The 26,549-nt window shown below is 72.5% G+C and carries 20 protein-coding genes; 8 read left to right on the top strand and 12 right to left on the bottom strand.

Annotated elements, in window-relative coordinates; all coding sequences use genetic code 11:
• Positions 1-399: 399 nt before the first annotated feature.
• Complete coding sequence (eccB, locus tag DC008_RS34560; RefSeq protein WP_108710402.1) at positions 400-1,962, bottom strand: type VII secretion protein EccB; 1,563 nt, start codon at positions 1,960-1,962, stop codon at positions 400-402.
• Between the two features lie 40 nt (positions 1,963-2,002).
• Positions 2,003-3,409, bottom strand: a complete 1,407-nt coding sequence (gene eccD, locus DC008_RS34555; RefSeq protein ID WP_108710401.1) for a type VII secretion integral membrane protein EccD — start codon at positions 3,407-3,409, stop codon at positions 2,003-2,005.
• A gap of 404 nt (positions 3,410-3,813) precedes the next feature.
• Between eccD and eccCa the strand changes: the two genes are divergently transcribed.
• Positions 3,814-7,854 carry a type VII secretion protein EccCa gene (gene eccCa, locus DC008_RS34550; RefSeq protein ID WP_244221467.1) on the top strand — a complete coding sequence of 1,347 codons (4,041 nt, stop codon included), beginning with the start codon at positions 3,814-3,816 and terminating at the stop codon, positions 7,852-7,854.
• Between the two features lie 63 nt (positions 7,855-7,917).
• Here the strand turns inward: eccCa and DC008_RS34545 are convergent, their stop codons facing one another.
• The 4 genes from DC008_RS34545 to DC008_RS34530 form a co-directional block, all read right to left on the bottom strand.
• Positions 7,918-9,153: a S8 family serine peptidase gene (locus DC008_RS34545; protein WP_108710400.1), complete on the bottom strand. Its 1,236-nt coding sequence runs from the start codon at positions 9,151-9,153 to the stop codon at positions 7,918-7,920.
• The gene (locus DC008_RS34540) at positions 9,150-12,464 is read right to left on the bottom strand and encodes a right-handed parallel beta-helix repeat-containing protein (protein WP_108710399.1); all 3,315 of its coding nucleotides are present in this window, start codon (positions 12,462-12,464) and stop codon (positions 9,150-9,152) included. Before DC008_RS34540 ends, DC008_RS34545 begins: the two co-directional genes overlap by 4 nt.
• A 150-nt stretch (positions 12,465-12,614) precedes the next feature.
• Positions 12,615-13,811 (bottom strand): ricin-type beta-trefoil lectin domain protein, encoded by a 1,197-nt coding sequence (locus DC008_RS34535; RefSeq protein WP_108710398.1) that lies wholly within the window; start codon positions 13,809-13,811, stop codon positions 12,615-12,617.
• On the bottom strand, positions 13,808-14,554 hold the full coding sequence (locus DC008_RS34530; protein WP_108711000.1) for a type VII secretion system-associated protein: 747 nt from the start codon (positions 14,552-14,554) through the stop codon (positions 13,808-13,810). The genes DC008_RS34535 and DC008_RS34530 overlap by 4 nt, the downstream gene beginning before the upstream one ends.
• Before the next feature lie 484 nt (positions 14,555-15,038).
• Between DC008_RS34530 and DC008_RS34525 the strand changes: the two genes are divergently transcribed.
• Positions 15,039-16,301 (top strand): mannose-binding protein, encoded by a 1,263-nt coding sequence (locus DC008_RS34525; protein WP_108710397.1) that lies wholly within the window; start codon positions 15,039-15,041, stop codon positions 16,299-16,301.
• A 113-nt stretch (positions 16,302-16,414) separates the two neighbouring features.
• Here DC008_RS34525 and DC008_RS34520 read toward each other — a convergent pair whose 3' ends face one another.
• A complete protein-coding gene (locus DC008_RS34520) occupies positions 16,415-16,663 on the bottom strand; it encodes a DUF4387 family protein (RefSeq protein ID WP_244221465.1) in 249 nt (82 codons plus the stop codon).
• A 39-nt stretch (positions 16,664-16,702) separates the two neighbouring features.
• Here DC008_RS34520 and DC008_RS35600 point away from each other — a divergent pair, with 39 nt between their 5' ends.
• The 3 genes from DC008_RS35600 to ppk2 all read left to right on the top strand — a co-directional run bounded on the left by DC008_RS35600 (position 16,703) and on the right by ppk2 (position 18,431).
• Entirely contained in the window at positions 16,703-16,906 is a 204-nt protein-coding gene (locus DC008_RS35600; protein WP_164492237.1) for a hypothetical protein, read from the top strand.
• Positions 16,907-17,154: 248 nt separating this feature from the next.
• Positions 17,155-17,397: a DUF6411 family protein gene (locus DC008_RS34515; protein ID WP_108710396.1), complete on the top strand. Its 243-nt coding sequence runs from the start codon at positions 17,155-17,157 to the stop codon at positions 17,395-17,397.
• Positions 17,398-17,441: 44 nt separating this feature from the next.
• Complete coding sequence (ppk2, locus tag DC008_RS34510) at positions 17,442-18,431, top strand: polyphosphate kinase 2 (protein WP_108710395.1); 990 nt, start codon at positions 17,442-17,444, stop codon at positions 18,429-18,431.
• Between the two features lie 59 nt (positions 18,432-18,490).
• Here the strand turns inward: ppk2 and DC008_RS34505 are convergent, their stop codons facing one another.
• From DC008_RS34505 to aztB, 5 genes are all read right to left on the bottom strand, one after another.
• The gene (locus tag DC008_RS34505; RefSeq protein WP_055620456.1) at positions 18,491-19,135 is read right to left on the bottom strand and encodes a dihydrofolate reductase family protein; all 645 of its coding nucleotides are present in this window, start codon (positions 19,133-19,135) and stop codon (positions 18,491-18,493) included.
• Between the two features lie 399 nt (positions 19,136-19,534).
• On the bottom strand, positions 19,535-20,737 hold the full coding sequence (gene aztD, locus DC008_RS34500; RefSeq protein ID WP_108710394.1) for a zinc metallochaperone AztD: 1,203 nt from the start codon (positions 20,735-20,737) through the stop codon (positions 19,535-19,537).
• Positions 20,738-20,825: 88 nt separating this feature from the next.
• On the bottom strand, positions 20,826-21,788 hold the full coding sequence (gene aztC / locus DC008_RS34495) for a zinc ABC transporter substrate-binding protein AztC (RefSeq protein WP_108710393.1): 963 nt from the start codon (positions 21,786-21,788) through the stop codon (positions 20,826-20,828).
• Entirely contained in the window at positions 21,785-23,026 is a 1,242-nt protein-coding gene (locus tag DC008_RS34490) for a hypothetical protein (RefSeq protein ID WP_108710392.1), read from the bottom strand. Before DC008_RS34490 ends, aztC begins: the two co-directional genes overlap by 4 nt.
• 10 nt (positions 23,027-23,036) lie before the next feature.
• Positions 23,037-23,933: a zinc ABC transporter permease AztB gene (aztB, locus tag DC008_RS34485; RefSeq protein ID WP_108710391.1), complete on the bottom strand. Its 897-nt coding sequence runs from the start codon at positions 23,931-23,933 to the stop codon at positions 23,037-23,039.
• A gap of 14 nt (positions 23,934-23,947) precedes the next feature.
• Between aztB and aztA the strand changes: the two genes are divergently transcribed.
• The 3 genes from aztA to DC008_RS34470 all read left to right on the top strand — a co-directional run bounded on the left by aztA (position 23,948) and on the right by DC008_RS34470 (position 26,544).
• Positions 23,948-24,691 (top strand): zinc ABC transporter ATP-binding protein AztA, encoded by a 744-nt coding sequence (aztA, locus tag DC008_RS34480; RefSeq protein WP_374207372.1) that lies wholly within the window; start codon positions 23,948-23,950, stop codon positions 24,689-24,691.
• Positions 24,692-24,784: 93 nt separating this feature from the next.
• Positions 24,785-25,810 carry a permease gene (locus DC008_RS34475; RefSeq protein ID WP_108710389.1) on the top strand — a complete coding sequence of 342 codons (1,026 nt, stop codon included), beginning with the start codon at positions 24,785-24,787 and terminating at the stop codon, positions 25,808-25,810.
• Positions 25,807-26,544: a TIGR03943 family putative permease subunit gene (locus DC008_RS34470; protein WP_108710388.1), complete on the top strand. Its 738-nt coding sequence runs from the start codon at positions 25,807-25,809 to the stop codon at positions 26,542-26,544. Before DC008_RS34475 ends, DC008_RS34470 begins: the two co-directional genes overlap by 4 nt.
• The last annotated feature ends 5 nt before the right edge of the window (positions 26,545-26,549 follow it).

Genomic DNA, 26,549 nt, shown 5'->3' with positions numbered 1-26,549 from the left:
TTCCGCGCAACGCGCACAGGGAAGATTTGAGCTTCGGTCGGTCTGTCTCAGAATTCTTGCGTGGCAAGGGAGTTGAGGTCAGGTTTCAGCGATATGAACAAGCCTCTCGAGGGCCCGGCCCGCGGCCCCCGGGCGGGAGACGCGAGGCGGGCGTGAAGCGGGCACCGGAGGAAGCCGAACGGGCTTCGCGAAGAGCCGTATCCGGCATTGCAGGCGCTTCCCCGGGATTCCGCGGGCACCGTCGGCCGTGAATATCTGAGCTTTCTTTGAGGTTTCCGCCGCAGGCCGTTCCCCGATGGCTGGGACGAACTTCACACCGTTGACGACGACTTTGGCTCAATACTTCTGTCGGCCCCGCCCTTTTCCTTTCATCGGCACCGAATGCTCTGCTTGCCGTGATCAGCGCGTGGTGTCCGCCTTGTCCCCGATGGCGCTCGCCGCGGCCGGCTTCCGTTCCGGGGCCGGGACGCACCGCGGGGCGGTCACCGTGGGTTCGACGACGCCCGACGCGGCGGACGCGTCGAGGTCCGCCCCGGTCGGGAGAGCCGCGAGCAGCGGCGCCGGGACGGAGGCGATGTCTCCGGCCTCGTAGCCGAGCGCGGCCAGTGCCTTCTTGGACGGGACGCGGTACTTGACGCCGTTCTCCGCCACCAGGTAGCTCGTCCCGGCGTGGGCGGCGCCACTGGCGTTGAGGGCGCGCACCAGGGCGCCCCGGCCGGGCCGGACCACCGTGGCGTCGGTCGGGACGCAGGCCGGCTTCAGCGGCTGTGCGGTGCCCTCCGACACCGCGACCGGGGCCAGGTGGGTCAGCGGCACGAGCACCGATCTGATGCGGACGCCGCCGTCGTCGCCGTCGACCTGTGCGCACAGCGCGGTGCCGCGCGGTACGGACCGCGGGACGGGTGGTGCGTCGGGCAGCTCCGGTGAGGCGGCGCCCTGCGCCGTGGCCCGGTGTTCGCGCAGCGCGTCGGCGCCGACCGTACGCACCTCGGGCGAGCGCCCCTGGTAGGCGTCCTTCTGGGTGGCCGGGTCGCCCAGGACCAGGGCGGCGCCCAGCCGGGTCAGCGGCACCAGACCGTCCTTGCGCAGCAGGTGGTAGGTACTGTCGCCGCCGGGGACGCTGATCTTGAACAGCTGGCCGACGCGAGTGGCCTGCCCGCCGAGTTCGGGCCCGGTGTCACCGCGTCCCTCGACCGCGGGCGGCTTCAGGACGGGGCCGGGGGCCAGTGCGTCGAGGAAGGCCGCCGAGACGGGCATCGGCCGCACGGAGCCGTAGCCGAGGGCGTTGCGGGCGTCCGACGCGCGGTCCAACGGCAGCCGGCTCCCCCGCCAGACCAGGTACTCGGTGCCGTCCGGCCCCTCGACCAGCACTCCGCGATCGCCGCCGATGCCGCTGGTGTCCAGCGGCGCACCGGCCACCAGAGTGGTCGCTCCCGCCTCCTCCACGCCCGTGCTCACTGCGGCGCCGGAGGTGTCCGGCAGCGCGCCGTCCGGGCCCGTGACGCACATGTGCCAGGCACCGTCGTCGAGCCGGCCGGGCTCGGGCACGGCGTCGGGGGCGCCCGGAATGCCTGCGGGGGCGCCCACCGGGACGTCGCTCAGCGACGCCGAGGAGACGTCCACGGACTCCAGGTCGGCGCCGCCGATGAGCCGGGCGGAGGCGTAGTTGCGCACCGGGTGCAGGACACCGTCGGTGTTGGTCCACAGGTAGCGCGCGCCGGTGTCGCGGTTGACCACGAGGTGCGCGTCGTCGCGCCAGGCGTCGTTGCCGCCGGGACGCAGCAGGCCGTAGACGGTGGCGCCGGCCCCGACCAGGACGGTGACGAGCACGCCGAAGACCACGCCGCGCGTGGTACGTCCCAGCGGGCTCTCCGGAGCGTCCGGGTCGGCCATCAGCAGGCCCGAACTGAGCCTGCCCATCATGAAGGTGTGGGCGTGTACCTGGTCGCGTTTGGACTGCACGGCCTCTCCTTGTCGTTCGCGTGCCGGGGTGCGGTGGGCCTCAGCCGAACAGGCCGCGCAGCCAGCCGAAGAGGCCCGCGACCCACAGGCTGAGCGGCAGCAGCGCCACCGCGATCCCGGTGTGCGCCACCTCCGCGGCCCGGCCCCAGTAGGGCAGCATCCGGCGGCCGGGCACCGTCCAGGCGGCGATCACCAGCGCGGCGGCCACGCCGAGCAGGACCGCGAAGACCACCAGGCGCCCGTCGCCCTCGCTGTCCACCGCCCAGCTGCGTGCGAGTAGCAGCAGACCCCAGATGCCGGGCACGGCGAGGGTCAGCCGCTGGCCGATGTGCACCAGGCCCCGGGAGTGCAGGAGCAGCAGCAGGCTCAGCGCGAGCGCCGTCAGGACCTCGGGCAGGTTCGGGCGCTCGGCGAGGACGACCAGGGCTGCCGCCGCGATGACGCCGGTGACGGCGAACAGCGCGGTGACCCAGCGTCCCGCCAGCTCGGTGCGTTCGGCGACGTCGCCGCCCGCGTAGGGCTCGATGCCTTCCTGCAGCTGGCTGGCGGAGGAGGGCAGGGCGGGCATCCGCATCCCGGCCAGCTTGAAGGCGAACGGTGCCACCGCCCCGGCCGCCAGCACGAACACCGCGGCGACCAGGGCCACCGCGGCCGGCACGCGCAGGTCCGTGTAGCCGATCAGGGCGCCGGAGGTCGCGAGGGCCACCGACACGACGGCGGTGCCCAGCAGGGCCGGGGCGCCGACCGCGGTGGCGGCCAGCGCGAGGACGGCGCCGCCCGCGCCGGCCGCACCCGCCGCGAGCAGCCGCGCGCCCACGACCTGCGCCGCGTCCGGGCCGGTCAGATCACCGCCGGGCAGGACCCAGCCGGCCAGCGCCAGGCAGGGCGCGACCAGCAGGCCGAGCGCGGTCGCGGACAGCCGGTCCCCGACCGCGCGGCTGGCGGTGCCCGCGCCCGCGAGCAGCAGGAGGCCCGCCACGGCGGAGCAGGCGGCCCTGACGGAGCCGGAGCCGGCCGCTCCCGGCCAGAACACCAGCACCAGGGCCGCCATGACGGTCGCCACCGTGGCGCCCACCAGCAGTCCGCGGGCCGCCTCAGGGTGCCAGGTGTGCAGCTTGCGGCCGGCGGTGTCGGCTATCCCGTCCACAAGGTCGTCGAGCCGGGCCTCGGGCAAGGCCTCGGTGTGGGGGCGCAGATAGAGCACCTCCCCGTCGGCGAGGCCGGCCCTGGCGAGGGTCGTCTCCTCGTCGAGGGGTGCGTCGCCCAGCCGCTGGAGCGCCCAGCCCGCGTGGTCGAGTCCCGCCTCCTCGGCCTCCTCGCCGACATAACGCAGCAGCGTGGGCAGCAGATCGGCGACCGGCACGTCGGCGGGGACGGCCAGATCGACGGAGACGCTCGGCGCACGTACGGTGAGGCGGCACAGTTCGGCCACCGCGCTGTCGGTCATCAGCTGAACTCTCGTCTTCCGTGGGGGCTTTGACAGGAGGACTTCCCCGCGAACGGGACAGTGCGAAGAGTACGGAAGGTCCGCACAGCCCCGAACAGGGGGGTCTGACAGGGTAATTGGGTCCGTGGGACCGGCAACCACCGCTCCCACGTGGACAGGTCGCGTTTCGTGAATGCACACTACTGCCTACGCTCGCCGGAACGTGCCGGGGACCGGGACGCTTGTCCGGTATGCAGTCGAATGGTGGGAGAGTCGACCGTTCCCTGCTTTCCCGTTCCCCTCATTCATCCGGCGTTCACCGCATACCCGGGTCCCCGGAAATGAGCGGTGCGGTCTTTGCGGCTACCGGTGGTCCCGGTATTCGGCGCGGGCCGGAAAGCCAGTGAAACCGGAGGTTCTGTTCCTTGAGTGTGGTGCTGTTCCGCCGGCCGGCGCGCAGGCGCGGTCCCGAGATGCCCGACGGGCAATTGACCCTCCAGGAGCCGCCGGTCCTCGCCGAGACGGTGCCCGACACCTCGGCGATATGGACCTATCTGCCGATGGCGCTGATGTCGGTGTCGATGATGCTGATGTTCCTGCGCCCCGGCGGCGGCAACGGCGTCTTCATCTACCTGGCGATGGGTGTCATGGCGCTGTCCGCCGGGGCGATGCTCCTGGGCCAGCTGATGCGCCGCTCCAGCGAGCGCAAGCACCGCCTGAAGGGCGAACGCCGCGACTACCTCCGCTATCTGGCGCAGATGCGCAAGCGGGTCCGGTCGACCATCGTGGAGCAGCAGCGGGCGCTGGCCTGGCGCCATCCGGAGCCCTCGTCCCTGCGTTCGCTGGCCCGGACGTCACGGCTGTGGGAACGCCGCCCGGCCGACGAGGACTTCGGAGAGGTCCGTCTCGCGGTCGGCGAACAGCAGCTCGCCCTCACGCTCAACCCGGTCTCCACCCGCCCCGTGGAGGACCTCGAACCGCTGTGCGCGCACGCCCTGCGCCGGTTCATCCGCGCCTACTCCACGATTCCCGAACAGCCCCTCGGCCTGTACCTGCGGTCGTCGGCGCGCGTCCTGCTGCGTCCCGAGGCGGTGCCGGGCGAGGAGCCCACGGCCTCGGCCGCGCACTCCGAGGGCGCCGACGGTGAGGCCGTACGCGCTCTGGTGCGTGCCGCTCTCGGCCAGCTCGCCGTGTTCCACGCGCCGGAGGAGCTGTGGATCGCTCTGTGCGTGAGCGACGAGCGGCGTGCCGACTGGGAGTGGGTCAAGTGGCTGCCGCACGCCCTGCATCCGCACGAGGAGGACGGCGCCGGGCAGGTCCGCCGGATCACGGCCGACCTCACCGAGCTGGACGACCTGCTCGGCGCCGAGTTCGCCGAGCGCCCCGGCTTCGACCCGGACGCCCGGCCGGGCCGTGACGAGCCGTACACCGTGGTCGTCCTGGACGTCGTCACCGTCCCCGAGGGGCACCGCTGGGAGGGCCACGGCTACCGCAACGCCGTCGTGCTGGACGTCTCCGGCGCGCTGCGCTGGCGGCCCGGCCGCAACACGCTGCGCCTGACCGTCGGGCCGGACCAGGTGAACCTGGTGCGCACCGACCGCAGCCGCAAGGAGCGCTCGGTGCCGCTCGGCCGGCCGGACCGGCTCGGCCCGCTGGGCGCGGAGTCACTGGCGCGCCTGCTCGCCTCCCGCCGCATCAGCCTGGGCACCGACATCGCGCAGCCGCTGGACAGCGACGTGGAGCTGACCACGCTGCTCGGCATCCCCGATCTGCACCGGCACGACACCACGGCCCTGTTCGCCCGGCACACCGGCTCGGCACGGCTGCGGGTGCCGATCGCGGTCGGTGTCGACGGCCGCCCCGTGGAACTGGACATCAAGGAGTCGGCGCAGGGCGGCATGGGCCCGCACGGGATGCTCATCGGCGCCACCGGCTCCGGCAAGAGCGAGCTCCTGCGCACCCTCGTCCTGGGCCTCGCCCTGACGAACTCCTCGGAGACGCTGAACTTCGTCCTGGTCGACTTCAAGGGCGGTGCCACCTTCCTCGGCCTTGAGGAGCTGCCGCACACCTCCGCCGTCATCACCAACCTGGCCGACGAGGTCGCCCTGGTGGAGCGTATGCAGGACGCCCTGCACGGTGAACTCATACGCCGTCAGGAGCTGTTGCGCGCCGCCGGCAACTACACCTCCGCCCTGGAGTACGAACGGGCGCGGGCCGGCGGAGCCGACCTCACCCCGCTGCCCAGCCTGTTCGTGGTGGTCGACGAGTTCAGCGAACTGCTGTCGGCGCACCGCGAGTTCATGGACCTGTTCGTGATGATCGGCCGCCTCGGCCGCTCGCTCGGTGTGCATCTGCTGCTGGCCTCCCAGCGCCTGGACGAGGGCCGGATGCACCAGTTGGAGAGCCATCTGTCGTACCGGATCGGCCTGCGCACGTTCTCCGCCATGGAGAGCCGGGGTGTGCTCGGGGTGCCGGACGCCTACGAGCTGCCCGCCCAGCCGGGCAGCGGCTACCTCAAGTCGGGTGTGGAGGCTCTGACGCGCTTCCGGGCCGCCTACTCCTCCGGCACCTACCGGCGCCGTACCGGCGCGGTCGTGCAGGCCCGGGTGGCCAGCCAGGTGGTGCCGTGGACCAGTGGCTGGGTGGTGCCGCGCAGCCTCGACCCGACGCCCGTCCCCGAGCCGGCGACCGAGGAGAGCGGCGAGGAGGAGACGCTGCTCGACGTGGCCCTGGACCGGCTGCGTGACTCCGGTCCGGCCGCCCATCAGGTGTGGCTGCCGCCGCTGGACGAGCCCTCCCCGCTGGACGCCCTGCTGCCCGGCATCGCCCCCGACCCCGAGCGCGGCCTCACCGCGGCGGGCTGGTCCGGGACGGGCCGGCTGAGGGTCCCCGTCGGCCTCGTCGACAAGCCCTTCGAGCAGCGCCGCGACCCGCTGGTCGTGGACCTGTCCGGAGCCGGCGGCCACGTCGCCGTCGCGGGCGGATCACAGAGCGGCAAGTCCACGCTCGCCCGCACCCTGATCGCGGCGCTCGCCCTCACCCACACCCCGGCCGAGATCCAGTTCTACTGCCTGGACTTCGGTGGTGGCGGCCTCTCGCAGTTCGCCGCGCTCCCCCACGTCGGCGGTGTCGCGGCGCGGCTCAACCCGGAACGGGTGCACCGGGCCGTCGCCGAGGTCATGACGCTGCTCGCCCGCCGTGAGCAGTTCTTCGTCGACCACACCATCGACTCCATGCAGTCCTACCGGCGGCGCCGCGCCGCCGGTGAGTTCCCCGACGAGCCGTTCGGCGACGTGTTCATGGTGGTCGACGGCTGGTCCACGGTCCGCCAGGACTACGACGACCTGGTGCCGAAGTTCAACGAACTGGCCGCGCGCGGCCTGAACTACGGCATCCATCTGCTCGTCACCACCACCCGCTGGGTGGAGCTGTCCGCGCAGGTCCGCGACCAGGCGGCGACCCGTCTGGAACTGCGGATGGGTGATCCGATGGACTCGGAGATCGACACCCGCAAGGCGCGCTCGGTGCCGCGCACCGGGGGCCGGGGCATCACCGCCGACAGCAAGATGCACTTCCTGGCCGGGCTGCCCCGGCTGGACGGCAGCGGCTCGCTCGACGACCTCGGCGACGGGGTCGCCCACCTGGTCGGCGAGGTGGCCAGGCACTGGCCGGGCCCGGCCGCCCCGCAGGTCCGGATGCTGCCGCACCGGCTTCCGCTCACCGAACTCCCCGCGCCCGAGCCCACGGAGGGCGGCGGTATGCGGCTTCCCCTCGGCATCGACCAGGACGCCCTGGAGCCGGTGTGGCACGACTTCAGCCGCACCCCGCACCTGATCGTGGTCGGTGACACGGAGAGCGGCAAGACGAACCTGCTGCGCCGGATCACCGCGGGCATCACCGCCCGCTACGCCCCGCACGAGGCGAAGATCATCGCGGTGGACTACCGGCGCACCCTGGTGGACGGCATCCCGGAGGAGTACCGCATCGGGCACGTCATCTCCCTGGACAACCTCAAGGAGACCGTCGACGGCGCCGCCCGCGCGATGAAGACCCGCGTCCCCGGCGCGGACATCGCCCCCGCCCGGATGCGCACGTGCGACTGGTGGTCCGGGCCGCGGCTGTTCATCCTGGTCGACGACTACGACATGGTCGCGAGCAATTCGTTCCAGAGCCCCTTCGAGCCGCTCTTCGAGCATCTCACGCTCGGTTTCGAGATGGGCCTGCACATCGTCGTCGCCAGGAGCGCCATGGGTGCGGGCAGGGGGCTGAGCGACGCCCTCATCCGCCGGATGGACGAGGCGAACAACCCGGCGATCCTGCTCTCCTGCCCGCCCACGGAGGGCCGTCTCGTCGGCGACGCCAAGCCCGTGAACCTGCCGCCGGGCCGCGCCCTGCACATCGCCCGCCGCAAGGCGCGGCTGATGCAGACGGCGCTGGTCGAGCCGGCGGCCGGGCAGGAGGGCTGAGGCACGACAGCGACGGCGGGGGCCGCCCGGTGGCCCCCGCCGTCGTGGTCCGTGTCCGGACCGTCAGTCCTTCGTCGTCGCCCCGTCCCCGGCCCGCGCGGGACGCCAGCCGCGGGCACGGGCCCGGGGCAGGGTGAAGGCGGCCCACAGGACGGCCAGGACGAGTGCGGAGCCGAGGAGGGTCAGGAGCGTGGCCCGTTGGGTGGCGGAGTCGGCGTCCGAGGTGTCACGGACGGCGACACGTGCCGCGGCCCGTTCGCCTGCCGGGGGTGCGTCCGGGCCGCCCAGAACCGTGGTGACGGCGGCGTACGCGTCCAGTTGCGGGATGTCGGCCGGGTACGCGGTCGCGGTCAGCCGGTGCGCGACGGCCTCTGGCGAGTCGTCCGGGTGAGCCGCGCGGACCACCGCGGCGGCCCCGGCGGCGTAGGCGGCGGCGACCGAGGCGCCTGCCCCCAGATAGTGACCGTCACCGCGCGGGCCACCGGACACCACCCCGGCCCCGGGGGCGGCCAGGTCGATGCCCGTGGTGGGCAGGGCCCGCTCGGGGCGGAGGCCGCCGGGCAGCATGTCGGCGACCGAGAGGACACCGGGTTCGCCGGCCGGCCAGTACACGCGGGGCGGGATCGTGTCCGTGTCGCCCCGCGCCGGAGGGTCGGGGGTCGCCGCGGCGACGACGACGGCGCCCGCGCGGCGGGCCTCCGCGACGGCGCGGGTCAGTTCCCGGTCCCGGCGCGGCAGGGCCACCGTGACCGCGATGACGTCGGCACCTGCCTCGGTGGCCTCGCGTACCGCCGCCGCGACGAGCGCCGAGTCGGCCCGGCCGCGGGTGTCCGTGCCGCGCAGGGCGAGGATCCGCGCACCCGGGGCGACTCCGGTGAGACGGCCGTCCGTACCGGCGATCAGCCCCGCCAGGAAGGTGCCGTGCCCGACGCAGTCCTCGGCGGCCGTGCCGTCGGCGGTGACACGGCCCTCGAGGCCGTCGGCGCCGGGGGCGACGCCGGAGTCGATCAGGGCGACCGTCACGCCCGCGCCGACGCCGTGCCCGTGCGTCCGGTCCAGGTCGAGGCGCTGACGTGACCAGTCCTGCTTCTTCGCCCGCTCCCGCGAGGGGGCGGTGCAGGCGGCGTCCGCGTCGAGCACGGAGGGCATCGCCGGCAGTTCCTGGCCCTTCTTCCCGTCGGCCGTCGGCAGCGTCGCCCGGGGTGCCGCGTGGGCCGTGACGGCGGTGGGCAGCAGCAGGGCGGCGGCCAGGCCGGCGCCGGACAGCAGACGGGCGGCCTCACGGGCGGCGGGCTTCACAGTCCGGCCGCCTTCGGAGCGGCGGCGACGTCCTCGGGAAGGAGGATGCGCAGATCGTCCAGGGTGGGCGCGGCCAGCGAACTGAGCCGCCCCGCCTGGCGGGTGACCATCGACTCCAGCACCTGCCGGGCCTGCCGGGCATTGCCGAACGAGCGGTCCCGGGGCAAGGCGTCGAAGTACGACTTGAGCACCGGGCCGGTGCCGGGTCCGCACTCGTAGCCCATGCTCGCGGCCTGGGCGCGCACGATGGTGACCAGTTCCTCGGAGGAGTAGTCCGCGAAGGTGATCCGGCGCGGGAAACGGGAGGACAGACCCGGGTTGGAGGCCAGGAAGCGTTCCATCTCGTCGGTGTAGCCGGCGACGATGACGACGACCTCGTCGCGGTGGTCCTCCATTAGCTTCAGCAGGGTGTCCACCGCCTCCTGACCGAAGTCGGCGCCGCCGCCCTGCGGGGTGAGGGTGTACGCCTCGTCGATGAACAGCACACCGCCGCGGGCCCGTTCGAAGACCTCGCGGGTGAGCTGGGCGGTGTGCCCGATGTAGCGCCCGACGAGATCGGCGCGGGCCGCCTCCACCAGCTGGCCCCGTTGCAGGATGCCGAGCTGGGTCAGGATCTCGCCGTAGAGGCGGGCGACCGTGGTCTTGCCCGTACCGGGTGGACCCGTGAAGACCAGGTGGTGGCTCAGGGAGGGCACCGGCAGCCCGGCGGCGGCGCGGTGGCGGGCCGTCGTGATGAGGTTGACCAGGTCCGCCACGTCCCGCTTGACCTCGGCCAGGCCGATCATGTCGCCGAGGCGGGTCAGCGGGTCGTCCTTCGGCGTGCCGCTCTCGGCGGCCTTCGCGGCGGCGGTGGCGGAGACGTCCTCCGGCAGCAGCAGCCTGAGGTCGTGCTCGCCGACCTGGGCCTGTGCGGCGAGCCGGACCGCCTGCCGGTCCACCATCTCCTCGAACACCCCGCGCGCCGCACGGCCGTTACCGAATCCGGCGTCCCTGGGCATCGCCTCGAAGTGCGCCGCGAGCGCCTGCGCGGTGCCCTCGCCCAGCTCGTACTGGTGCTGGGCGCACATGTTCTCCATGATGGCGACCAGTTCGGGCACGGAGTAGTTCTCGAACTCGACGGTCCGGGAGAAGCGTGAGGCCAGTCCCGGGTTGGAGCCGAGGAACGCCTCCATCTCGCGGGAGTATCCGGCCGCGACCACGACCACGTCGTCGCGGTGGTCCTCCATGAGCTTCAGCAGCGTGTCGACCGCCTCGCGGCCGAAGTCCGCACCGCCGTTGCCGCTGTCCGCGGTGAGGGTGTACGCCTCGTCGATGAACAGGACGCCGCCGAGCGCCCGCTGGAAGGTCTCGGTGGTCTTGATCGCGGTACCGCCGACGACCTGTGCGACGAGGTCGGCGCGGGAGACCTCCACGAGGTGACCGCTGCGCAGGGAGCCCAGTTCGGCCAGGATCGCCCCGTAGAGCCGGGCGACGGTGGTCTTGCCGGTGCCCGGCGGGCCCGCGAAGATCAGATGCCTGCTCATCGGCGGGGCGGACATGCCGAGCTGCTCGCGTCGCTGGGCGAGCTGGGTGAGGTTGACCAGGGTGCCGACCTGCTGCTTGACGTTCTCCAGGCCGATCAGCGCGTTCAGGGCGCCGAGCGGGCCGTCCACGCGGTCCGGCCGAGGTCCGTCCGCGGCGCCGGATCCGGCCGGGTCGGTGTTCTCGGCACTGCCGCTGCCCCACGCGTCCCGCTTGCCGTTCCCGGTACTCTTCAGGCCGTCCACGGCGAGCCGTTCGCCCGGTGTCGTCTGGACGAGCCCACCGCCCTCGTTCTCCCGGGCCAGGCAGTTCACGAGCGAGACCGGCGCGGTGGACTCCACCCGGAAGCCGTCCTGGGCACCGCCGGAGACCTCGCAGCCGCTGAGCGAGGCCAGCGCGCCCTCCTGGAGCAGGAAGCCGTGGCCCTGCGGGGCGTGCACAGTGGTGCGGTTGGCGGTCAGCTCACCGCCCGCCGCGACCACGACCCCTTCCGCACCGGATATCTCGACGCGGAAGTCCCGGACGGTGACGTTGCCTCCGTCCTCCACGACCAGGCCGTTGGTGGCGGTGTCGGAGACGCCGCCGCCCGCCAGGTAGAGGGTGCTGCCGGCGGCCACGCGCACGCCGGCGCCCTGCGGGCGGACGATCTCGCAGTCCTCGGCCCGGCCGCGGGCGTCCTTGCCCGCCGCGATGCCGTCCCCGGCGGGCTCCACGAGACGGGCCCGGCGCAGCAGCGGGTTGGCACCGCCGCGCACGGAGATCGCGGGTGAGCCGCCGATCACCTCCACGCGGTCCAGCTCCGGCGCCGAGTCCTCCTCCAGCAGCAGTCCCGTCTGCTCGCAGTCACGGACCGTGAGTCCGGTCAGCGCCGGGGAAGCGGCCCCCGCGACCCGGAGCGCCGCGCCCTGCGCGCCGTCCACCCAGCAGTCCTCAAAGGTGCCGCGCGCCCGGTCGGTGACCACGACGCCGTGGCCCCGGGTCCGCGAGACACGGCAGCGGCGGAGCACCGGGTCGGTGCCCCCGGCCAGCGCGATCCCGTTCCCGGAGGCCCCCGTGACCCGGACGTCCTCCAGCGTCGTACGGCCCGCGCTGCTCAGATGCACTCCGGTGCTGGTGTCGTGCACGACGGTCCGCACCACCGTGAGGGAGCAGTTCTGCTCCAGGGCGATGGACGGCTTGTCCGTGGAGGAGATGTCGCAGTCCTCGACGCTGCCGGTGGAGTCGCCGTTGGCGAGCAGGCCGTTGCCGCGTGCGGCCCGTACCGTGCAGGCGCGCAGCCGCGCCTCGCCCTGTTCGGCGAGGACGAGTCCGCTGGTGCCCAGATGCTCGAACGTGCAGGACTCCACTGTGGTCGGCGTGGTCGAGGTGACGACGATGCCGGCACCTTGCGGGTTGCTCACCCGGCAGTCCCGCAGCGCGAGGGAGCCGGTGCCCCCGGCCAGCACCGCGGTCCAGGCGGCGCCGACGATCTCGCAGCCGTCGAGCGCGGCCTGCCCGCGCCGTACGTCCACGGCGGGCAGCTCGGCGTCACCGCCGCGCAGGGACAGCTCGGAGAGCATCACGGCGTCGGCCCGCAGGGAGAGGACGCTGCCCGAACGTGGCCGGATCTCGACCGTGCCCCGGCCCTCGGCGGCGGTGAGGGTGACCCGGGTGTGGATCACCAGGTTCTCCGCGTACGTCCCGGGCCGGACGCTGATCAGCGCGCCGGTACGGGCAGCCGCGAGTGCCTCACCGATCGTCCGGTAGCGGTCCCGCTCCCCGGGACCGACCGTCAGTACCTGGCGCGACACGCACCAACCTCCTTGTGGGACAACGTACTCAGCGGGTGCCCCCGATCGTCGGGGGCGGTGTCGGCGAGCCGACGGGGCCATCATGCCCCGCTGCCGGGGCGGCCGGGGCGCGGGAGCGATGCTCTCGGCCGGAAGGTGTCGGGGGCGCGGTCAGACGCTCCACTTCTGGTTGTCGGTGCCGGCGCAGGTCCACAGTTGCAGCCAGGCGCCGTTGCCCCGGTTGTTGTCCTTGATGTCGACGCACTTGCCGACGACGGTGTTCACCAGGTCGTGGCGCTCGTTCAGGACGAACTTCTGGGCCGCGTTGCCACTGCACCGGGCGATCTGGATCGGAGTGCCGTCGCTGTAGTTCGCGTTGGCCACGTCCAGGCAGAGACCCTGGATGCGCAGGGTGCCGTCGGAGGCGAACTGCCACTTCTGCGCGACCCCGTTGTTGCAGTCCCACACGAAGAGCTTCTTGCCGTCGCCGAAGTCGGCGTTCGGTACGTCGAGGCAGCGGCCTGAGAGATGGCTGCGTATCGAGACCGGTGCGCTGAACGTGACGCCCGAGCCGGAATCCGAGGGCCGGTCGGCGCCGCCGCCTCCGGATGCCTTCCCGCCACCCGACTTGGCGGATCCGGCCTTCTCGCCCGTGCCGCTCTTGGGCCGGTTCTCCCCGCCGCCGTCCTGCTTCGGCGTCTCCTTGCCCGAGTTCTGCTTCGCAGCCCCGCCGGGCACTCGTTCCACCGGCTTGCCGGGCTTGCCGGAACTCTTCTCGTGATCGTCCGGAGCGGCGGTGTCGGGCTTGGTCACCACGAAGTCGCCCGGTGCCTCCTGCGCGCCGCCGCCGAGGACGGTGCCGCCGGCCGGCGCGGCCTTGGCACCCTTGTCGTCGCCTCCGGTGAGCACGAGGAACGGCACCGACACGAGCAGTGCCCCGGCGACCGCCGCGCCGGCCAGCGCCGCCTTGCCCGGCCGCCCCACCTGGGCGGCCTCCTGCCGCGGCCGGTCGATGGCGGTCGCGGTCATCGTCCGCACGAGCGCGGGGAGCCGGCTCTTGGCCTCCGCGGCGGCGCCGGGGTCGGCCTCCGAGTCGGAGTCCGGCTCGGCCTCGGGCTCGGGCCGGCCGCCGGGAGTGGTCTCGGGTTCGCTCACGGCTGCCGCGCCCGGGCCCTCGGCTGCCGTGTCCTCGGCCTCGGAACCCGCCCGTGATGTCTCGGATTTGACCCGGCCGCCCTCGTGCGGGGCCTGGGGGGACTTCGCCTCGGGCCCGGGCTGGGCGGCCGTGGCCGTCGAGGCCGTCTCCTCGCCGGCGGAACCGGACGCCACCTGCGGGGAGGTGGAGGTGTGCTGGGCGGGACGCGTCACGGGGTCCTCCCTGTGGTGTGGGGCCAGGGTTCAGAGGAACGGTGGGGCTCGGCCATATGGGGGGCCGGGCGCGCCCGCTCGGCCTCCGGTCCGGGTTCGGGCCGCGCGTCCAGGAGCTTGTCCACCGGGACGAGCAGGGGTGCCGCGGCACCGGCGTTGACCATCATCTGTGTGCCGGAGCCGCGCAGTGACCGGGCGAGTTCCGTCGCCGGGATCTTGTCATGCCGAAGTGCCGCGGACATGAACGCGTGTGCCGGGGAGGTGAACGAGAGGATCACCGGTGCACCGTCGAGACCGGCCGCTGTCAGCGGCCCGCCGTCCGGTCCGCGCACCACCGTGATCTCCGCCCGGGCGAGGGCCGTGATCGCCTCGTCCACCGAGCCGTATCCGGTGGCTGCCCGCTGGGCGGCCGCGTCCACCGGGTCGGTGGGCTCCGGCCAGCCGAGCACTCGGGCCGAGGGCCGGTAGTCCGGGTTGGGGCGGTAGTCCCCTACGTCGCCGTCCTCGTCGGACTGCCACTCCCCCACCACGGCCCACGCGGGCGGCGTACGGTCCTGGGTCCATTCCGGGTCCACCATTCCGATCCAGTGGCCGGGCGCCCGGCGGGCGGCGTCCCGCACCGCCTGGGGTATCTCGGGGGTGTCGGTGGCCCCGGCCCCGTCGGAGCCGGACAGCCCCGCGGTGCCCGGCCCGGGACCGGGGGGCCTGTCGGGCTCGCCCTCCAGCCGTTGTCCGAGCCGCATCTCCACCTGAACTCTTCGGTCGGTACGAACACTTGGATGCCGTCGGCCTGCTGGTGCACCGACGTAGATCAGATCGGGAGCCCCAGGATGCCACACGAGTATCGCCCGTTGCGGGGAGGGCACGGTCCGAATCAGCCGCCCACGTGCCCGTTTGCTGCCCGGGTCGGGAACTTTCCGGGAGCAGCGAGGCGTGAGCGGACAAAGCGACGGGAGAGTTGGGAGAGGTGGTCATCCGATCGCCTTCCGTACGGGCTAAGTTGGGCCGCACGGGAAGACCTTTCGACTCGGGACGCGCCGGACCGGCTCGCGGCCGCCACCGCGGCGGGACGGCGCCCCTCGGCGACTTGGACCGGGCTTCGCACCGGTCCGCCCCCGGCGCGGCGGACTCGACCAACGCCCGCCGGGCTTCCCGGCGTTCGTTCAGCCGACCACTGCACGGGCCCCGGCCACATCCGACAGCTCCGCCACCGAGGAGGAGTACCGCATGTCCCCCCAGCACCCCACCCCCGACGCGAACGCGGAGGCGGCCGCCACCCGCGCAGGGGGCACCGGTTCGCCGTCCAGCCCCTCCGCGCCCTCCGCGCCTGACGAGCCGGCCCTCAGCCGGGGCTCCGGTCCGGAGGCCGAGACCCGGGACACCGGGCAGAAGCCCGGCGCCGATGGGGCGAACGGGCCCGCCGGGCCGGAGGCGGGCGGGCGGAAGCGCGCAGACGCGGACGAGGAGGCCGTCGCCGGGACGGCGAAGGCCGGCGCCGCGCGAGAAGGTGAGTCCACTGCCACCGGGACCGAGGAGGCCGCTGCCCCCGTCGCCGGAACGGCAGAGGCCGAGAGCGCCGCCGCGCGAACCGCAGAGACCGAGAACACCGACGCCGGAACGGCAGAGACCCGAAGCACCGCCGTCGGAACGGCAGAGACCGAGAGCACCACCACCCCGGCATCGCCCGCGGCGGCCGGCACTTCCACCGAGCCGTCCGAGGCACCGGAGGCACGGGTCGCCGTTGCCACGGCCGCTGCCGTCGGGACCATGCCGCCCAACGCCAGGACAGGTACCGGCGTGGGCACCGGACGGCCCCGCAAGCCGGTCCTCGCGGGAGCGGCGGTGGCCGGTGCCGCCCTGATCGCCATACCGCTGCTGCTCACCGGCAGCGCGAGGGACGATGGGCCTCCCGACTCCGCCAAGGGGCTGGCCGCGGGAGGCTCCGACACGGTCCTGAACCCGACGTCGGCCCCCGCCGCCCTCGACGACTACGTGGCCGAGAAGCCCAGCCCCTCCCCGAAGAAGGCGAAGGCGACGAAGAGCGCGCCCTCGAAGGTCGCCCCACCGCAGCCCGGCGCGCCCGCGACGAAGTCCAGCCCGAGCGGCGAGACGGACTCGAAGCCCGAGGCGAAGCCGAAACCCAAGCCCAAGACGACCCCGAAGCCGAACTGGAGCACCGAGACCGTCTACGCGCCCAGTGTCCTGGAGGTCAACCAGGCCTGGACCACCAACCGCATCCGCATGGTCATGCAGACCGACGGCAATCTGGTCGTCTACAACGAGCAGCGCAAGCCGATCTGGGCGTCCATGACCTTCGGCCCGAACCACCGGGCCATCTTCCAACCGGACGGCAACCTCGTCATCCACAATGGCGAGGACCGCCCCATCTGGGCCTCGCAGACCTGGGGCCATGAAGGTGCCCAACTGGTCCTGCGTGCCGACGCCAAGGTGGTGATCGTGCAGAACGGCGGGGTGATCTGGTCGACGTGACACCCTGCGGCAGGGCCGCTTCCCTACGTGTCGGGAGAGGGCACAGGCAACGGTCACCACCAGGGCCGGCGGTGACCGTCGTCGCGGGCGGGGGACTTGCTCACGCGGGAATGTCAGGTGGCGGGCACCGGCAGCAGCGCCGGCGGCACATGGTGCTGTCCGGAATGGACGTCACGGTCACGCAGCGACGCCTGGCCGACGGGACGCGGGAACGAGATCGTGACGACGTTCAGCGAGGGGATGCGGAACAACTGCACGTCAGCTTCGGCCAGTTGGTAGAGGCGGGCGACCGTGCCCACGTTCAGGAAGGTCTCGTCGGCGGCGATGCGGTAGCCGTCCTCGTCGCGCATGAAGAGCTCCATGGTGACCCGGAACGGCCCGGCGTTCTTGGAGCGGACCTCGTGCGCCAGGTCGCCCAGGGTGGCGGGGGCGGTCTGACCGGGCCGGCCGACCAGAACGCCCTCCAGACCGACCCGGCTCCCCTGGGCTCGTCCGCGGGGCCGCTGCGCACGTCCATGTACATCGGCGCGCTGTTCGCGGCGGCGGCGAACGCCACGTTCTTCCCCGCGGGCGCCACCGGCTCCGGACTGCACGCCATGGCCTAGTACTCCTCGGAGTCGCCGCCGGGTCTCTGGTCCTGTGCGCTGCGGACCGGTCCCTGGTCCGCAGCGGCGGCACACCGGGCGACGGGGCTTCCCCTGCGTCCGAGAGGACGTCGCGGGGGTCTGTCTGCAGGAGGCGCGTCAGGTAGGCGTCCCAGCCGTCGCGACTCCCGCGCGCTGCGCCGCGCAGCTCCTTCACATAGGTCGGGCCATCCGGGGCATTCGGGTCCTACCAGCGAAAGGAGCCCACCATGGTGGTTGTCGGCGCGATCGCCGTCTGTGCCGTCCTGGCCGTTCTCGCGTTCTTCATCCCCCGCCTGTCCCGGCACCCGGAACGCGGCACGCAGCGGACGCTCGGCGCAGGAGCGCGGGCCGGTGGAAAGGCGCCCGGCCCGCTGGGTCGGCTCTTCAGCAAGCCGTTCCACAGCAGCTCGCGCGCGGTGGGCCACAGCGGTTCGGCCGGTCGCCGGTTCCGCGGCCGCATGCCCTTCTGACCAGCCGCGCGAACGAGCGGATCAGCGCACGAGCGGGGAGCCGGATGCCGAACACCGAGGACGAGGCCAGACTGCTGGACGGGCTGACCGTGGACGCCAGTCAGCGAGAGCAGCCGATCGTGCTGGACGCCGACGGACGTCCCCTCCGCACCTGGCGGGAGAACTATCCCTACGAGCGCAAGGTGAGCCGTAGGGACTACGAGCGGACCAAGCGCATTCTGCAGATCGAGATGCTCAAGCTCCAGCGGTGGGTCAAGGACACCGGCACACGACTCGTCGTCGTGTGCGAGGGGCGCGACGCGGCCGGCAAGGGCGGCACCATCCAGCGGCTCACGGAGCGGCTCAACCCACGCGGCGCGCGCGTGGTCGCCCTGGACAAGCCCACGGAGCACGAAGCGGGACAGTGGTACTTCCAGCGGTACGTGGCACAACTGCCGACCGCCGGCGAGATCGTCTTCTTCGACCGCTCCTGGTACAACCGGGCCGGCGTCGAGCGGGTGATGGGTTTCTGCTCCAAGGACGAGTACGAACTGTTCCTCGACCAGTGCCCGACGTTCGAGCGGATGCTGGTCGCCGACGGCGTCCTGCTGGTCAAGTTCTGGTTCTCCGTATCCCGCTCCGAGCAGCGCACCCGCTTCGCGATCCGGCAGGTCGACCCGGTGCGCCAGTGGAAGCTCTCCCCCACCGACCTGGCCTCGCTGGACCTGTGGGACGACTACACGGAGGCGAAGATCGACATGTTCCGCGCGACGGACACCGAACACGCCCCCTGGACGGTGGTGAAGAGCAACGACAAGCGGCGCGCACGGCTGGAGACCATGCGGAGCCTGCTGGCCCGCATCGACTACGCCAGCAAGGACGTCGACGCGGTCGGCACACCCGATCCCCTCATCGTCGGCGCCGCGGACACTCTGCTGGAGGCCGGAGAGGAGGCCACCGATCTGTCACCCACACCTCTGTTCCCCGGCGCCGAGGGGCCGGGGAAGCACCCCGACACGGCCACAACTCGAGATTTGGACGTGGGGCCGGACTGACCGCAGAGCGGGTCGACGCCCAGGACCGGGTGTCCACCCACCTCGCCTGAGTCGCCGCCTCACCTCCGCCAGAACAGGTGGTGGGTCACACCACTGGGGCTGGGCACGACCTCAAGGTGAAACCGGTCGAGCAATTCGTCAGGGGACTGCCAGAGCCGTAGCCCGGATCCGAGCTTCACCGGCGAGACCGCGACGTGCAGGGTGTCGACGAGGTCGGCGTCGAGGAACTGCCGGATGGTGGTGACCCCACCACCGAGTCGGACGTCCTGGCCCTGAGCGGCTTCTCGTGCGCGTTCGAGGACCTCGGCCGGGCTGCCGTCGACGAAGTGGAACGTGGTGTCGGAGAGCGTGAACGACGGACGCGTGTGGTGGGTCAGGACGAAGACCGGTGTGCGGAACGGAGGCTCCTCGCCCCACCAGCCGGTCCAGTCATGGTCCTGCCAGGGCCCCCGCTGGGGCCCGAACTTGTTGCGCCCCATGATCTCGGCACCGATGTTGCGCGCGAAGTCGCGCGTGAAGTAGTCGTCGAGGCCCCGGCTCCCTCCGGGATCCGTGCGCATGGGCCAGCTCGCCGTGGCTCCGGCCCAGGCGAACAGCTGGTCGGGGCGGACGTGACCGAAGGGCCGTTCAAGAGTCTGGCCCTCGCCGGCGCCGATGCCGTCACTCGAGACGTTGAAGTTCATGACTCTCAGTAGTTGGTCCATGGGTTGCCTCATCACCTTCCGTCGGGTCCTCGTGCGGCCAGTCGCCGCACATCACGACGTCGAACAGGACGTGCGAGGATCGACAGTGCCGCGCATCTTTTTTTCAGTGGTCAGGCCGGTCGCCGCGGCCGAGCGTCCGAAATCCCGAGGATGCCGGGCACACGGACAGGGCGACAGCCTCGGCGCCCCGACCGGGGGTGCGTGCCGGAACGAGCGGCAGATCGACGAGGCGGCCCGTGCGGCCCAGTGCGCAAGAGGCGTCCGGGCCGCCGGGCCATGTCGTCATCGCGTTCTACCGGTACTGGATCCACCGTTGCACCGAGTGGGTGCCGCTGGTGCGGGATTGAGGCGCGCGGGCATGGCCGGCAGCACGTCGTGGGGGGGCGGCGACCGGTCCGGTCAGTGACCGTCCACCGTCCCGGACAACTCGTTGGTGGCCTTCGGCAGCGTCACGGACGTCAGCTTGTCGCCGGAGTCCAGGTCGAAGGCGTGCAGTTGGCGCATGCCCGGTTCGGAGACGTACGCCGTGTGGTCGCGGACGAAGAGGGTGGGCCTGGGCTGCTGCCAGTCCAGGGGCTCGGTCCAGTTGCCAACGGCGTCGATCTTCTTTTCGACCTTGCCGGTCTCCGGGTCGATGACGTGCAGGACGCCGTTGGTGCCGAGCACGAGTGCCTCACCGTGCGGGCCCCGGGCGAGGGAGCGGAAGGAGTAGCTGGTGCCGAGGTCGACCAGCTTCATCTTCGCAGTGCGGGTGTCGATCAGCGAGATGCGGGTGGGCCGTTCCAGTTCCGCGTCGGGGTCGGTCTTGTAGTCGCCCAGAAGAATCGGGGAGGCGCCGGTGCCGGCCTGGTTGCCGGTGCGGGCGTAGTCGTCGGGGGCGTCGACCTTGGTGAACTTACCGTCCTTGTAGAGGAGTACGCCGTCCTCGCAACCGAGGCCGACGACGTCGCCCTGGGCGGCGGCCTCGCCGTGCACGCCGGGGCAGTTCTCGGCGCGGGCGATCTCCTTGTTGTTCTTGTCGAGGACGAGGGCGCCGGTGCGCGTCTCCTCAGTGCCCAGCGTCGTGACGAGTTCGCCGCCCGTCAGTTCGATGGCGACACCGTGGTGGGCCTCCGCGGAGGTGTAGGTGCGGCCCTCCGGCTGCTTCCCGCCGGCGAGGTCGGCGGGGTCGAACACGTTGACCTCACCCGTGCCGTCGGTGAACAGCACCGTCCTGCCGCCGTGCCGCACCACATGCCCTGGCTTCGCGCCCTTGAACTCGGCGTCCGTGAAGGCCTGTCGGGCCGCGTCGAACACGCGGAAGCCGCTGTCGGTGGAGACGATGACGTGGTCCTCGTCGCCCGCCGGGTTGACCCGGTTGAAGCCGGGCAGCTCGACGGTCCTCGCCAGCTCCAGGGTCTCGCCGTCGAGGACGTACAGTCCCCCGTCGTAGGACGCGACGACCGGGTTCTTGACGGCAGCGGCCTCGCTGCTCTTCGTCTGCTTCTTCGGCTCGGCTTCGGAGGAGGCGTCTTCGCTGCCGCCGCAGGCGGTCAGCGTCATGGCCGCCGCCAGGGCGAGTGCCGTGCCGGTGAGCGTTCCGGCGCGTGTCGACCTGTTCATGCTGTCTGTCCTCTCCGGCCCTCAGGGCACGGGGTTGTGGGGTGGAACGGCCGGCGTGTTCGGTTCGCCGGGCCGCGTGGAAGCGCGTTCAGTCGCCGGTGAGGCCGTCGGCCATGGCCGAGGTGTTGGCGCGCATCATTTCCAGGTAGGTACCGGCGCCCTTGCCCTTCTCGGTCAGCGACTCGGAGTACAGCGAGACCACGTCCACGTCACCGCCCATCTCCTGGCGCAGCACCTCGGCGAGCCGGATGGGCTGGGAGGAGTCGGCGAAGACGGTGCGCACCCCGGCCTCCTCCATGGCCTGGATGAGGGAACGCAGGTCGGAGGAGCTGGGTGAGGCCAGGGTGGTGCCACTGGGGATGACCGCGCCGACCACACGGAAGCCGAAACGGTCGGCGAGGTAGCCGAAGACGTGGTGGTTGGTCACCAGAGCGCGCCGGTCCTCGGGGACGGCTTCGAAGGACTTCTCCATCCAGGCGGTGAGGTCGGCGAGTTGCCCGTCGTAACGTGCCGCGTTGGCCCGGACGGCCTTCTCGTCCACCCCGTCGACGTGTTCGGCGACCTGGTCGGCGATCAGACCGGCGGCCTTGCGCACCCGGTCGGGGTCGGTCCAGAAGTGGGGGTCGGGTTCGCCGGCCTCCTCCTCGGGGCCGCCCTCCTGCCCGGTGTGGAAGGTGAGCGGGTCGGCCGCCTCGCCCGCCGCGAAGGCGGCCACACCGGAATCGCGGGCCGCTTCCACGTGCCGCAGTACGTTCTCCTCCAGGCCGAGACCGTTGTAGACGACCAGCTCCGCGTTCTCCAGCTCCGCGGCCTGCACGGCCGACAGGCCGAAGGAGTGCGGGTCGGCGTCGGGCTTCATCAGGACGCTGACGTCGGCTTCGTCCCCGACGATCTCCCGGGTGATGTCGCCGAGGATGTTGGTGGTCACTACGACCCGGGGCCGCTCGTCGCCGCCGCCCGCGCAGCCGGTCGCCGTGCCGGCGAGGACGAAGAAGCTGACCAGGGTCAGCAGCAGGGCACGGACCCGTGCCGCACGCACGCGCACGCTCATCGGCCCGTCTCCACCATCAGGGACGGACGGACGTCCAGGTCGAAGGTGCGGGCCACGCGGAGGTCGTCGTTGTAGTCGATCTCGTACACGCGTTTGCCCTCGGGGTCGTTGAGGTAGGCGCGGCTGCGGTCCACCTCGATCACCGGAGTCACGGATCCGGGCCCGCGCCCGGTTTCGGGGAGGTCCCTCAGCAGGGGATCGGTGACCGTGGTCTCCTTGCCGGCGGATATGTCGTAGCCGTGCAAGGCTCCGTCGGACTCCAGGACCAGCAGCGGCGCGCCTTCGCCGGCCGTGTTGGCGGCGACCACAGGGCCGGTCTCCACCCGGGTCCAGGTGCCCTTGGTCACGTCCAGGACCCAGACGGCGTCCCTGCCGGCAGGTGCCGTGAGGGTGCTGCTGCCGGGGCGGTGCCGGAACTCGGTGGCGCGCTCCTGCCGAGGCACGTCCTCGCCGTAGGGGATCTTCTCGGCGGTGAACGTGCCGTCGTCCTCGTGGACGAGCAGGGCACCGTCGGCGCATCCGAGGACGATCCCGCGCCGGGTGACCGCGTCGCCCCGCGGGTCCTCGCACTCCTCCTCCGGGGTGGCGACCCGTTCGCCGGACCGGTCGAGTACGGCGAGCCTCGCCGGGCCGCCGTCATCGCCGGTGAGGGTGATCAGGTGTTCCGCGTACGGAACGACGGCGCCGGCGTAGACGCCCGGGAGCCGGGTGGGGGTGCCGAGGGCGCCCTGTTCCAGCTGGGCGCGGGGGTACGCGCTCGCCCTCCCGTCAGCCGACGTGACCACGGTGACGCCCGCGCCGCTGCGGACGCGCGTACCGGTGCCGCCCGGGAACTCGCCGACCTCCTTGATCTCCGCCCGGTAGTAGTGCACGTGATCGCCGTGGTCGACCGTCCACGCGCCGCTGTCGAGGACTTGGGCGCCGTCCGCACCGTGGAAGTAGCCGAAGCGGCCGTCCGTGGTGAGTGCGGCGACACCGGGCATGCGGGCGGTGTCGTGCACCTTGCCGGTGATCAGGTCCAGCACCCGGGTGTCGCCGCTTGCGATGTCGCCGAGCACCAGCCGGGACTGCTGCTCGGCCGCCTCGGCGGCACCCTCGACGTAGCCGTGGGGCGTGCTTGAGGAAGTGCGGCTCCCGGAGCCGGACTCGGCTTCCTCCTGACCTCCGCATCCGGCGGTCAGGAGAATCACGGCGGCCAGCGCGGGCGCCAGCGATGTGACGTTTCTTCGGACGAACAAGGAGATCGCCTCAGGTTTCGTTCGGTCGGGACAGGGGGGCGCTGGCAGCCGAGGAGACCGCCGGAGCCGGGAGGGCGGCCCGGCGCACAAGGCGGCGGTGCCGGAGTCCGGACGCCAGGTGGGAGAGGAAGAACAGACCGACCGCGAGGGCCGAGACGGTCGCGCCGGCCGCGGTGCTCAGGTGCCAGGACAGGAGCAGGCCGCCGAGGACCGCGGCGGCGCCGAGGACCGCGGCCAGGACCATGACGCCGCTCACGCTGCGCGCCCAGGGCAGGGCCGCCGCGGGCGGGGCGATGAGCAGGCCCAGGACGAGGAGCGTCCCCACGATGTGGAACGAGGCGACGATGGCCAGCGCCAGCAGTCCCAGCAGCACGGCGTGGGCGAGCCGGGGGCGCAGTCCGAGCGTGCGGGCCTTGCGCTCATCGAACGCCAGGGCCAGAAAGGCGCGGTGGCCGACCACCGAGACGGCCAGCGCCAGCAGCAGGGCCGCCCCGAGGAGCGTCAGGTCGCGCTCCCGCACGGCGAGGACGTCACCGAAGAGGAAGCCGGTGAGGTCCACGGCGAACGACTGCGAGCGGGACACGATGATGACGCCGAGCGACAGCATGCCCACGAACAGCAGGCCGATACCGGTGTCCTGCGACAGTCTCGAAGTGCGTCCGAGCGCCGTGACGCCCGACGTCATGACGGCCGCGCTCACCACCGCCCCCACCATGAGGTTGCCGCCGAACAGCGCGGCGACCGCGACGCCGGGCAGCAGCCCGTGGGACATGGCATCACCGAGGAAGGCCATCCCCCTCAGCACCACCCACGTACCTGCCAGGGCACATATCGCCGACACCAGGATCCCGGCCCACAGGGCACGCTGCACAAAGGCCACCTCGAAAGGGGCCGTCAACCACTCCATACGAAGACCCTACAATGACAACCATGTTCAAAAACAACCCGCTGTCACCGCCGGACGACACAGCCAGGAACGAGCGTGTCCGGTTCCACGAGCTGAACGCCGGCTATCCCGGCCGCCCCGTTCTTCACCAACTGAGCGCCGGTATAACGGCTTTGACGATGACCGCACTCGTGGGGCCGAACGGAAGCGGCAAGTCCACATTGCTGGGCGTCCTGGCCGGCGTGATCACTGCCACGTCCGGACAGCTCCGGTACGCGGAGGGCTCTCCACCGGCTTTCGTCCCGCAGCGCGGCGCCGTCGGTGACACACTCCCCCTCACCGCGCGGAAGACCGTGGAAATGGGCCGCTGGGCCGAGCGTGGACCGTTGCGACGGCCGACCCGACAGGACCGGGCCGCGGTCGACTCCGCCATGGAACGACTGGGCGTCGCCGACCTCGGCGCCCGCCAGCTCGGCGAGTTGTCGGGCGGCCAGCGCCAACGCGTCCTGATCGCTCAGGGCCTCGCCCAGCAGTCCGACCTGCTGCTCCTCGACGAGCCGACCACCGGGCTCGACCCCGAGGCACGGGAGCGGATCACGGCCTTGCTGACCGACCTGGTGGCCGACGGCACGACCGTCGTCCAGGCCACGCACGATCTCGAGGCGGCCCGCTCGGCCGACGCCTGCCTGCTCCTCGGCGACGGACGGCTGGTCGGACACGGCCCGCCCGAGCAGGTGCTCACCCCTCAGGCACTGACCCGGGTCTGGCAGCCGGCGTGAAGTCCAGGACCGGACGCGGGGCGGCCGGCGTGCCCTCACTAGGCTGGGCGGGCAACCACCGCGCGGTAGTTGCCGAACGGTGAAGCGAGTGACGTGAGCGATCAGAAGTACGCCGGAAAGCGGGGCGGGCCGGCCGACGCCGTACGCCTGGCCCTGCGGGCGGCGGTGAACGTTCTGCTCGGCGGGTTCGCGCTGCTCACCATCGTCACGGTCGCCGGCGTGCTCGGCCCGACACTCGCCCTCGAGCTCTACACGCCCCCCGTCGCGGCCTGGTGGACGGTGTTCACAGCCGTCGTCGTGCAGGGGGTGCCGTTCCTCCTGCTCGGTGCGCTGGTCTCCGCGGCCGTCGGCACGCTGGTTCCCGAACGGGTCTTCGCGCGGTTGCTGCCGCGCAGTCCCGCTCTCTCGGTTCCCGTGGCGGGTGCGGCCGGAGTGGTGCTGCCCGGGTGCGAGTGCGCGTCCGTGCCGGTGGCCGGCAGTCTCATGCGGCGCGGGGTGGCCCCGGCGGCCGCCCTCGCCTTCCTGTTGTCCGCGCCCGCAGTCAACCCCGTGGTGCTCGTCGCCACGTCCCTCGCCTTCCCCGGTGAACCGATGATGGTGGTGGCCCGGTTCGCCGCCTCGCTCGCCACCGCCGTGACCATGGGCTGGCTGTGGGCACGCTTCGGCCGCCCGGAGTGGCTGAGGCTGCCGACGAGGCCCTCCACGGAGGCCGCGAGCTCACGCGCGGGCGCCTTCGCATCCGGGCCGCAGCACGACTTCCTGCACGCCGGGGGCTTTCTGGTGGTCGGGGCGGCCGCGGCGGCCGCTTTCAACATCGCCGTGCCGCGGTCGCTGCTCGACCTCTTCACGGCATCCGCCTGGGTGTCGGTGCTGCTCCTGGCGCTGCTCGCGGTGGTGCTGTGCGTGTGCAGCGAGGCGGACGCCTTCGTGGCTGCGTCGCTGAGCGGATTCGGGCCGGTGGCCCAGTTGGCGTTCATGGTGGTCGGGCCGATGGTCGATCTGAAGCTCTTCGCCCTCCAGACGGGCACGTTCGGGCGGGGCTTCGCCCTCCGGTTCTCGTCCGTCACCTGGGTGACAGCGGTGGCCGGCAGTGTCCTGGTGGGGTGGTGGCTGCTGTGAGGAAGTACGGTTCCGCCGCACTGTTGCTGCTCGTCGGCGCCGCGGTGCTGCGCGTCTCGCTCTTCAGCGAGCTCTACCTCCGTTACGTACAGGCCGGACTGCGGCCGTACCTGATCGCCTCCGGTGCGCTGCTGGCGCTTCTCGGTCTGGTGCGAGGCGCGCTGACGGCCCGAGCGGCACGGGAGGGCGCCGACAAGGCCGACGGGCGCGGTCAGCTTGAGCACGCACACGCCCATGCCGGCGCTCCTCGTGTCGCCTGGCTGCTCGCCCTGCCCGCCGTCGCCCTGCTCTGCTTCCCCCCTCCTGCGCTGGGTTCTTACAGTGCGGCACGGGAAGAAGCCGGGCGTGCCGAGAAGTTCGTCGGCACCTTCCCCGCACTGCCTGCCCGTGACCCGGTGGAGCTGAGCCTGGCCGAGTTCGGTTCCCGGGCCGCGTACGACAGCGGCTTCTCGCTGCGGGACCGCACGGTGCGGCTCACCGGTTTCGTCACCCGTGACGACGACGGCACCTGGTACGTGACCCGGCTGCGGGTCGCGTGCTGCGCGGCCGACGCGACGGCGGTCATGGCGGAGGTCCGTGGCGTGCGGGCACCGGAGACCGACACGTGGGTGACGGTGACCGGCACCTGGTTCCCCAGAGGCCGGCTCGGCTCGGCGGCTGCCTGGCCCCCGGTCCTGGAGGCCACGTACGTCCGGCCGATCACCGAGCCGACGGACCCGTACGAGGAGCGTTGAGGCGT

Origin of the sequence: Streptomyces nigra, from assembly GCF_003074055.1 — a bacterium.
Classification (GTDB): domain Bacteria; phylum Actinomycetota; class Actinomycetes; order Streptomycetales; family Streptomycetaceae; genus Streptomyces; species Streptomyces nigra.
The sequence above is the reverse complement of the archived record's forward strand: the minus strand, read 5'-3'. Positions and strand labels throughout refer to the sequence as shown.

What these genes read in the sequence shown, in the direction of transcription:
- aztC (WP_108710393.1), bottom strand. Translation starts at nt 21,788, where the DNA reads ATGAGCGTGCGCGTGCGTGCGGCACGGGTCCGTGCCCTGCTGCTGACC.
- ppk2 (WP_108710395.1), top strand. Translation starts at nt 17,442, where the DNA reads ATGCCGAACACCGAGGACGAGGCCAGACTGCTGGACGGGCTGACCGTG.
- eccD (WP_108710401.1), bottom strand. Translation starts at nt 3,409, where the DNA reads ATGACCGACAGCGCGGTGGCCGAACTGTGCCGCCTCACCGTACGTGCG.
- aztD (WP_108710394.1), bottom strand. Translation starts at nt 20,737, where the DNA reads ATGAACAGGTCGACACGCGCCGGAACGCTCACCGGCACGGCACTCGCC.
- DC008_RS34515 (WP_108710396.1), top strand. Translation starts at nt 17,155, where the DNA reads ATGGTGGTTGTCGGCGCGATCGCCGTCTGTGCCGTCCTGGCCGTTCTC.
- DC008_RS34505 (WP_055620456.1), bottom strand. Translation starts at nt 19,135, where the DNA reads ATGGACCAACTACTGAGAGTCATGAACTTCAACGTCTCGAGTGACGGC.
- DC008_RS34525 (WP_108710397.1), top strand. Translation starts at nt 15,039, where the DNA reads ATGTCCCCCCAGCACCCCACCCCCGACGCGAACGCGGAGGCGGCCGCC.
- DC008_RS34530 (WP_108711000.1), bottom strand. Translation starts at nt 14,554, where the DNA reads ATGCGGCTCGGACAACGGCTGGAGGGCGAGCCCGACAGGCCCCCCGGT.
- aztB (WP_108710391.1), bottom strand. Translation starts at nt 23,933, where the DNA reads ATGGAGTGGTTGACGGCCCCTTTCGAGGTGGCCTTTGTGCAGCGTGCC.
- aztA (WP_374207372.1), top strand. Translation starts at nt 23,948, where the DNA reads ATGACAACCATGTTCAAAAACAACCCGCTGTCACCGCCGGACGACACA.
- DC008_RS34520 (WP_244221465.1), bottom strand. Translation starts at nt 16,663, where the DNA reads ATGGAGCTCTTCATGCGCGACGAGGACGGCTACCGCATCGCCGCCGAC.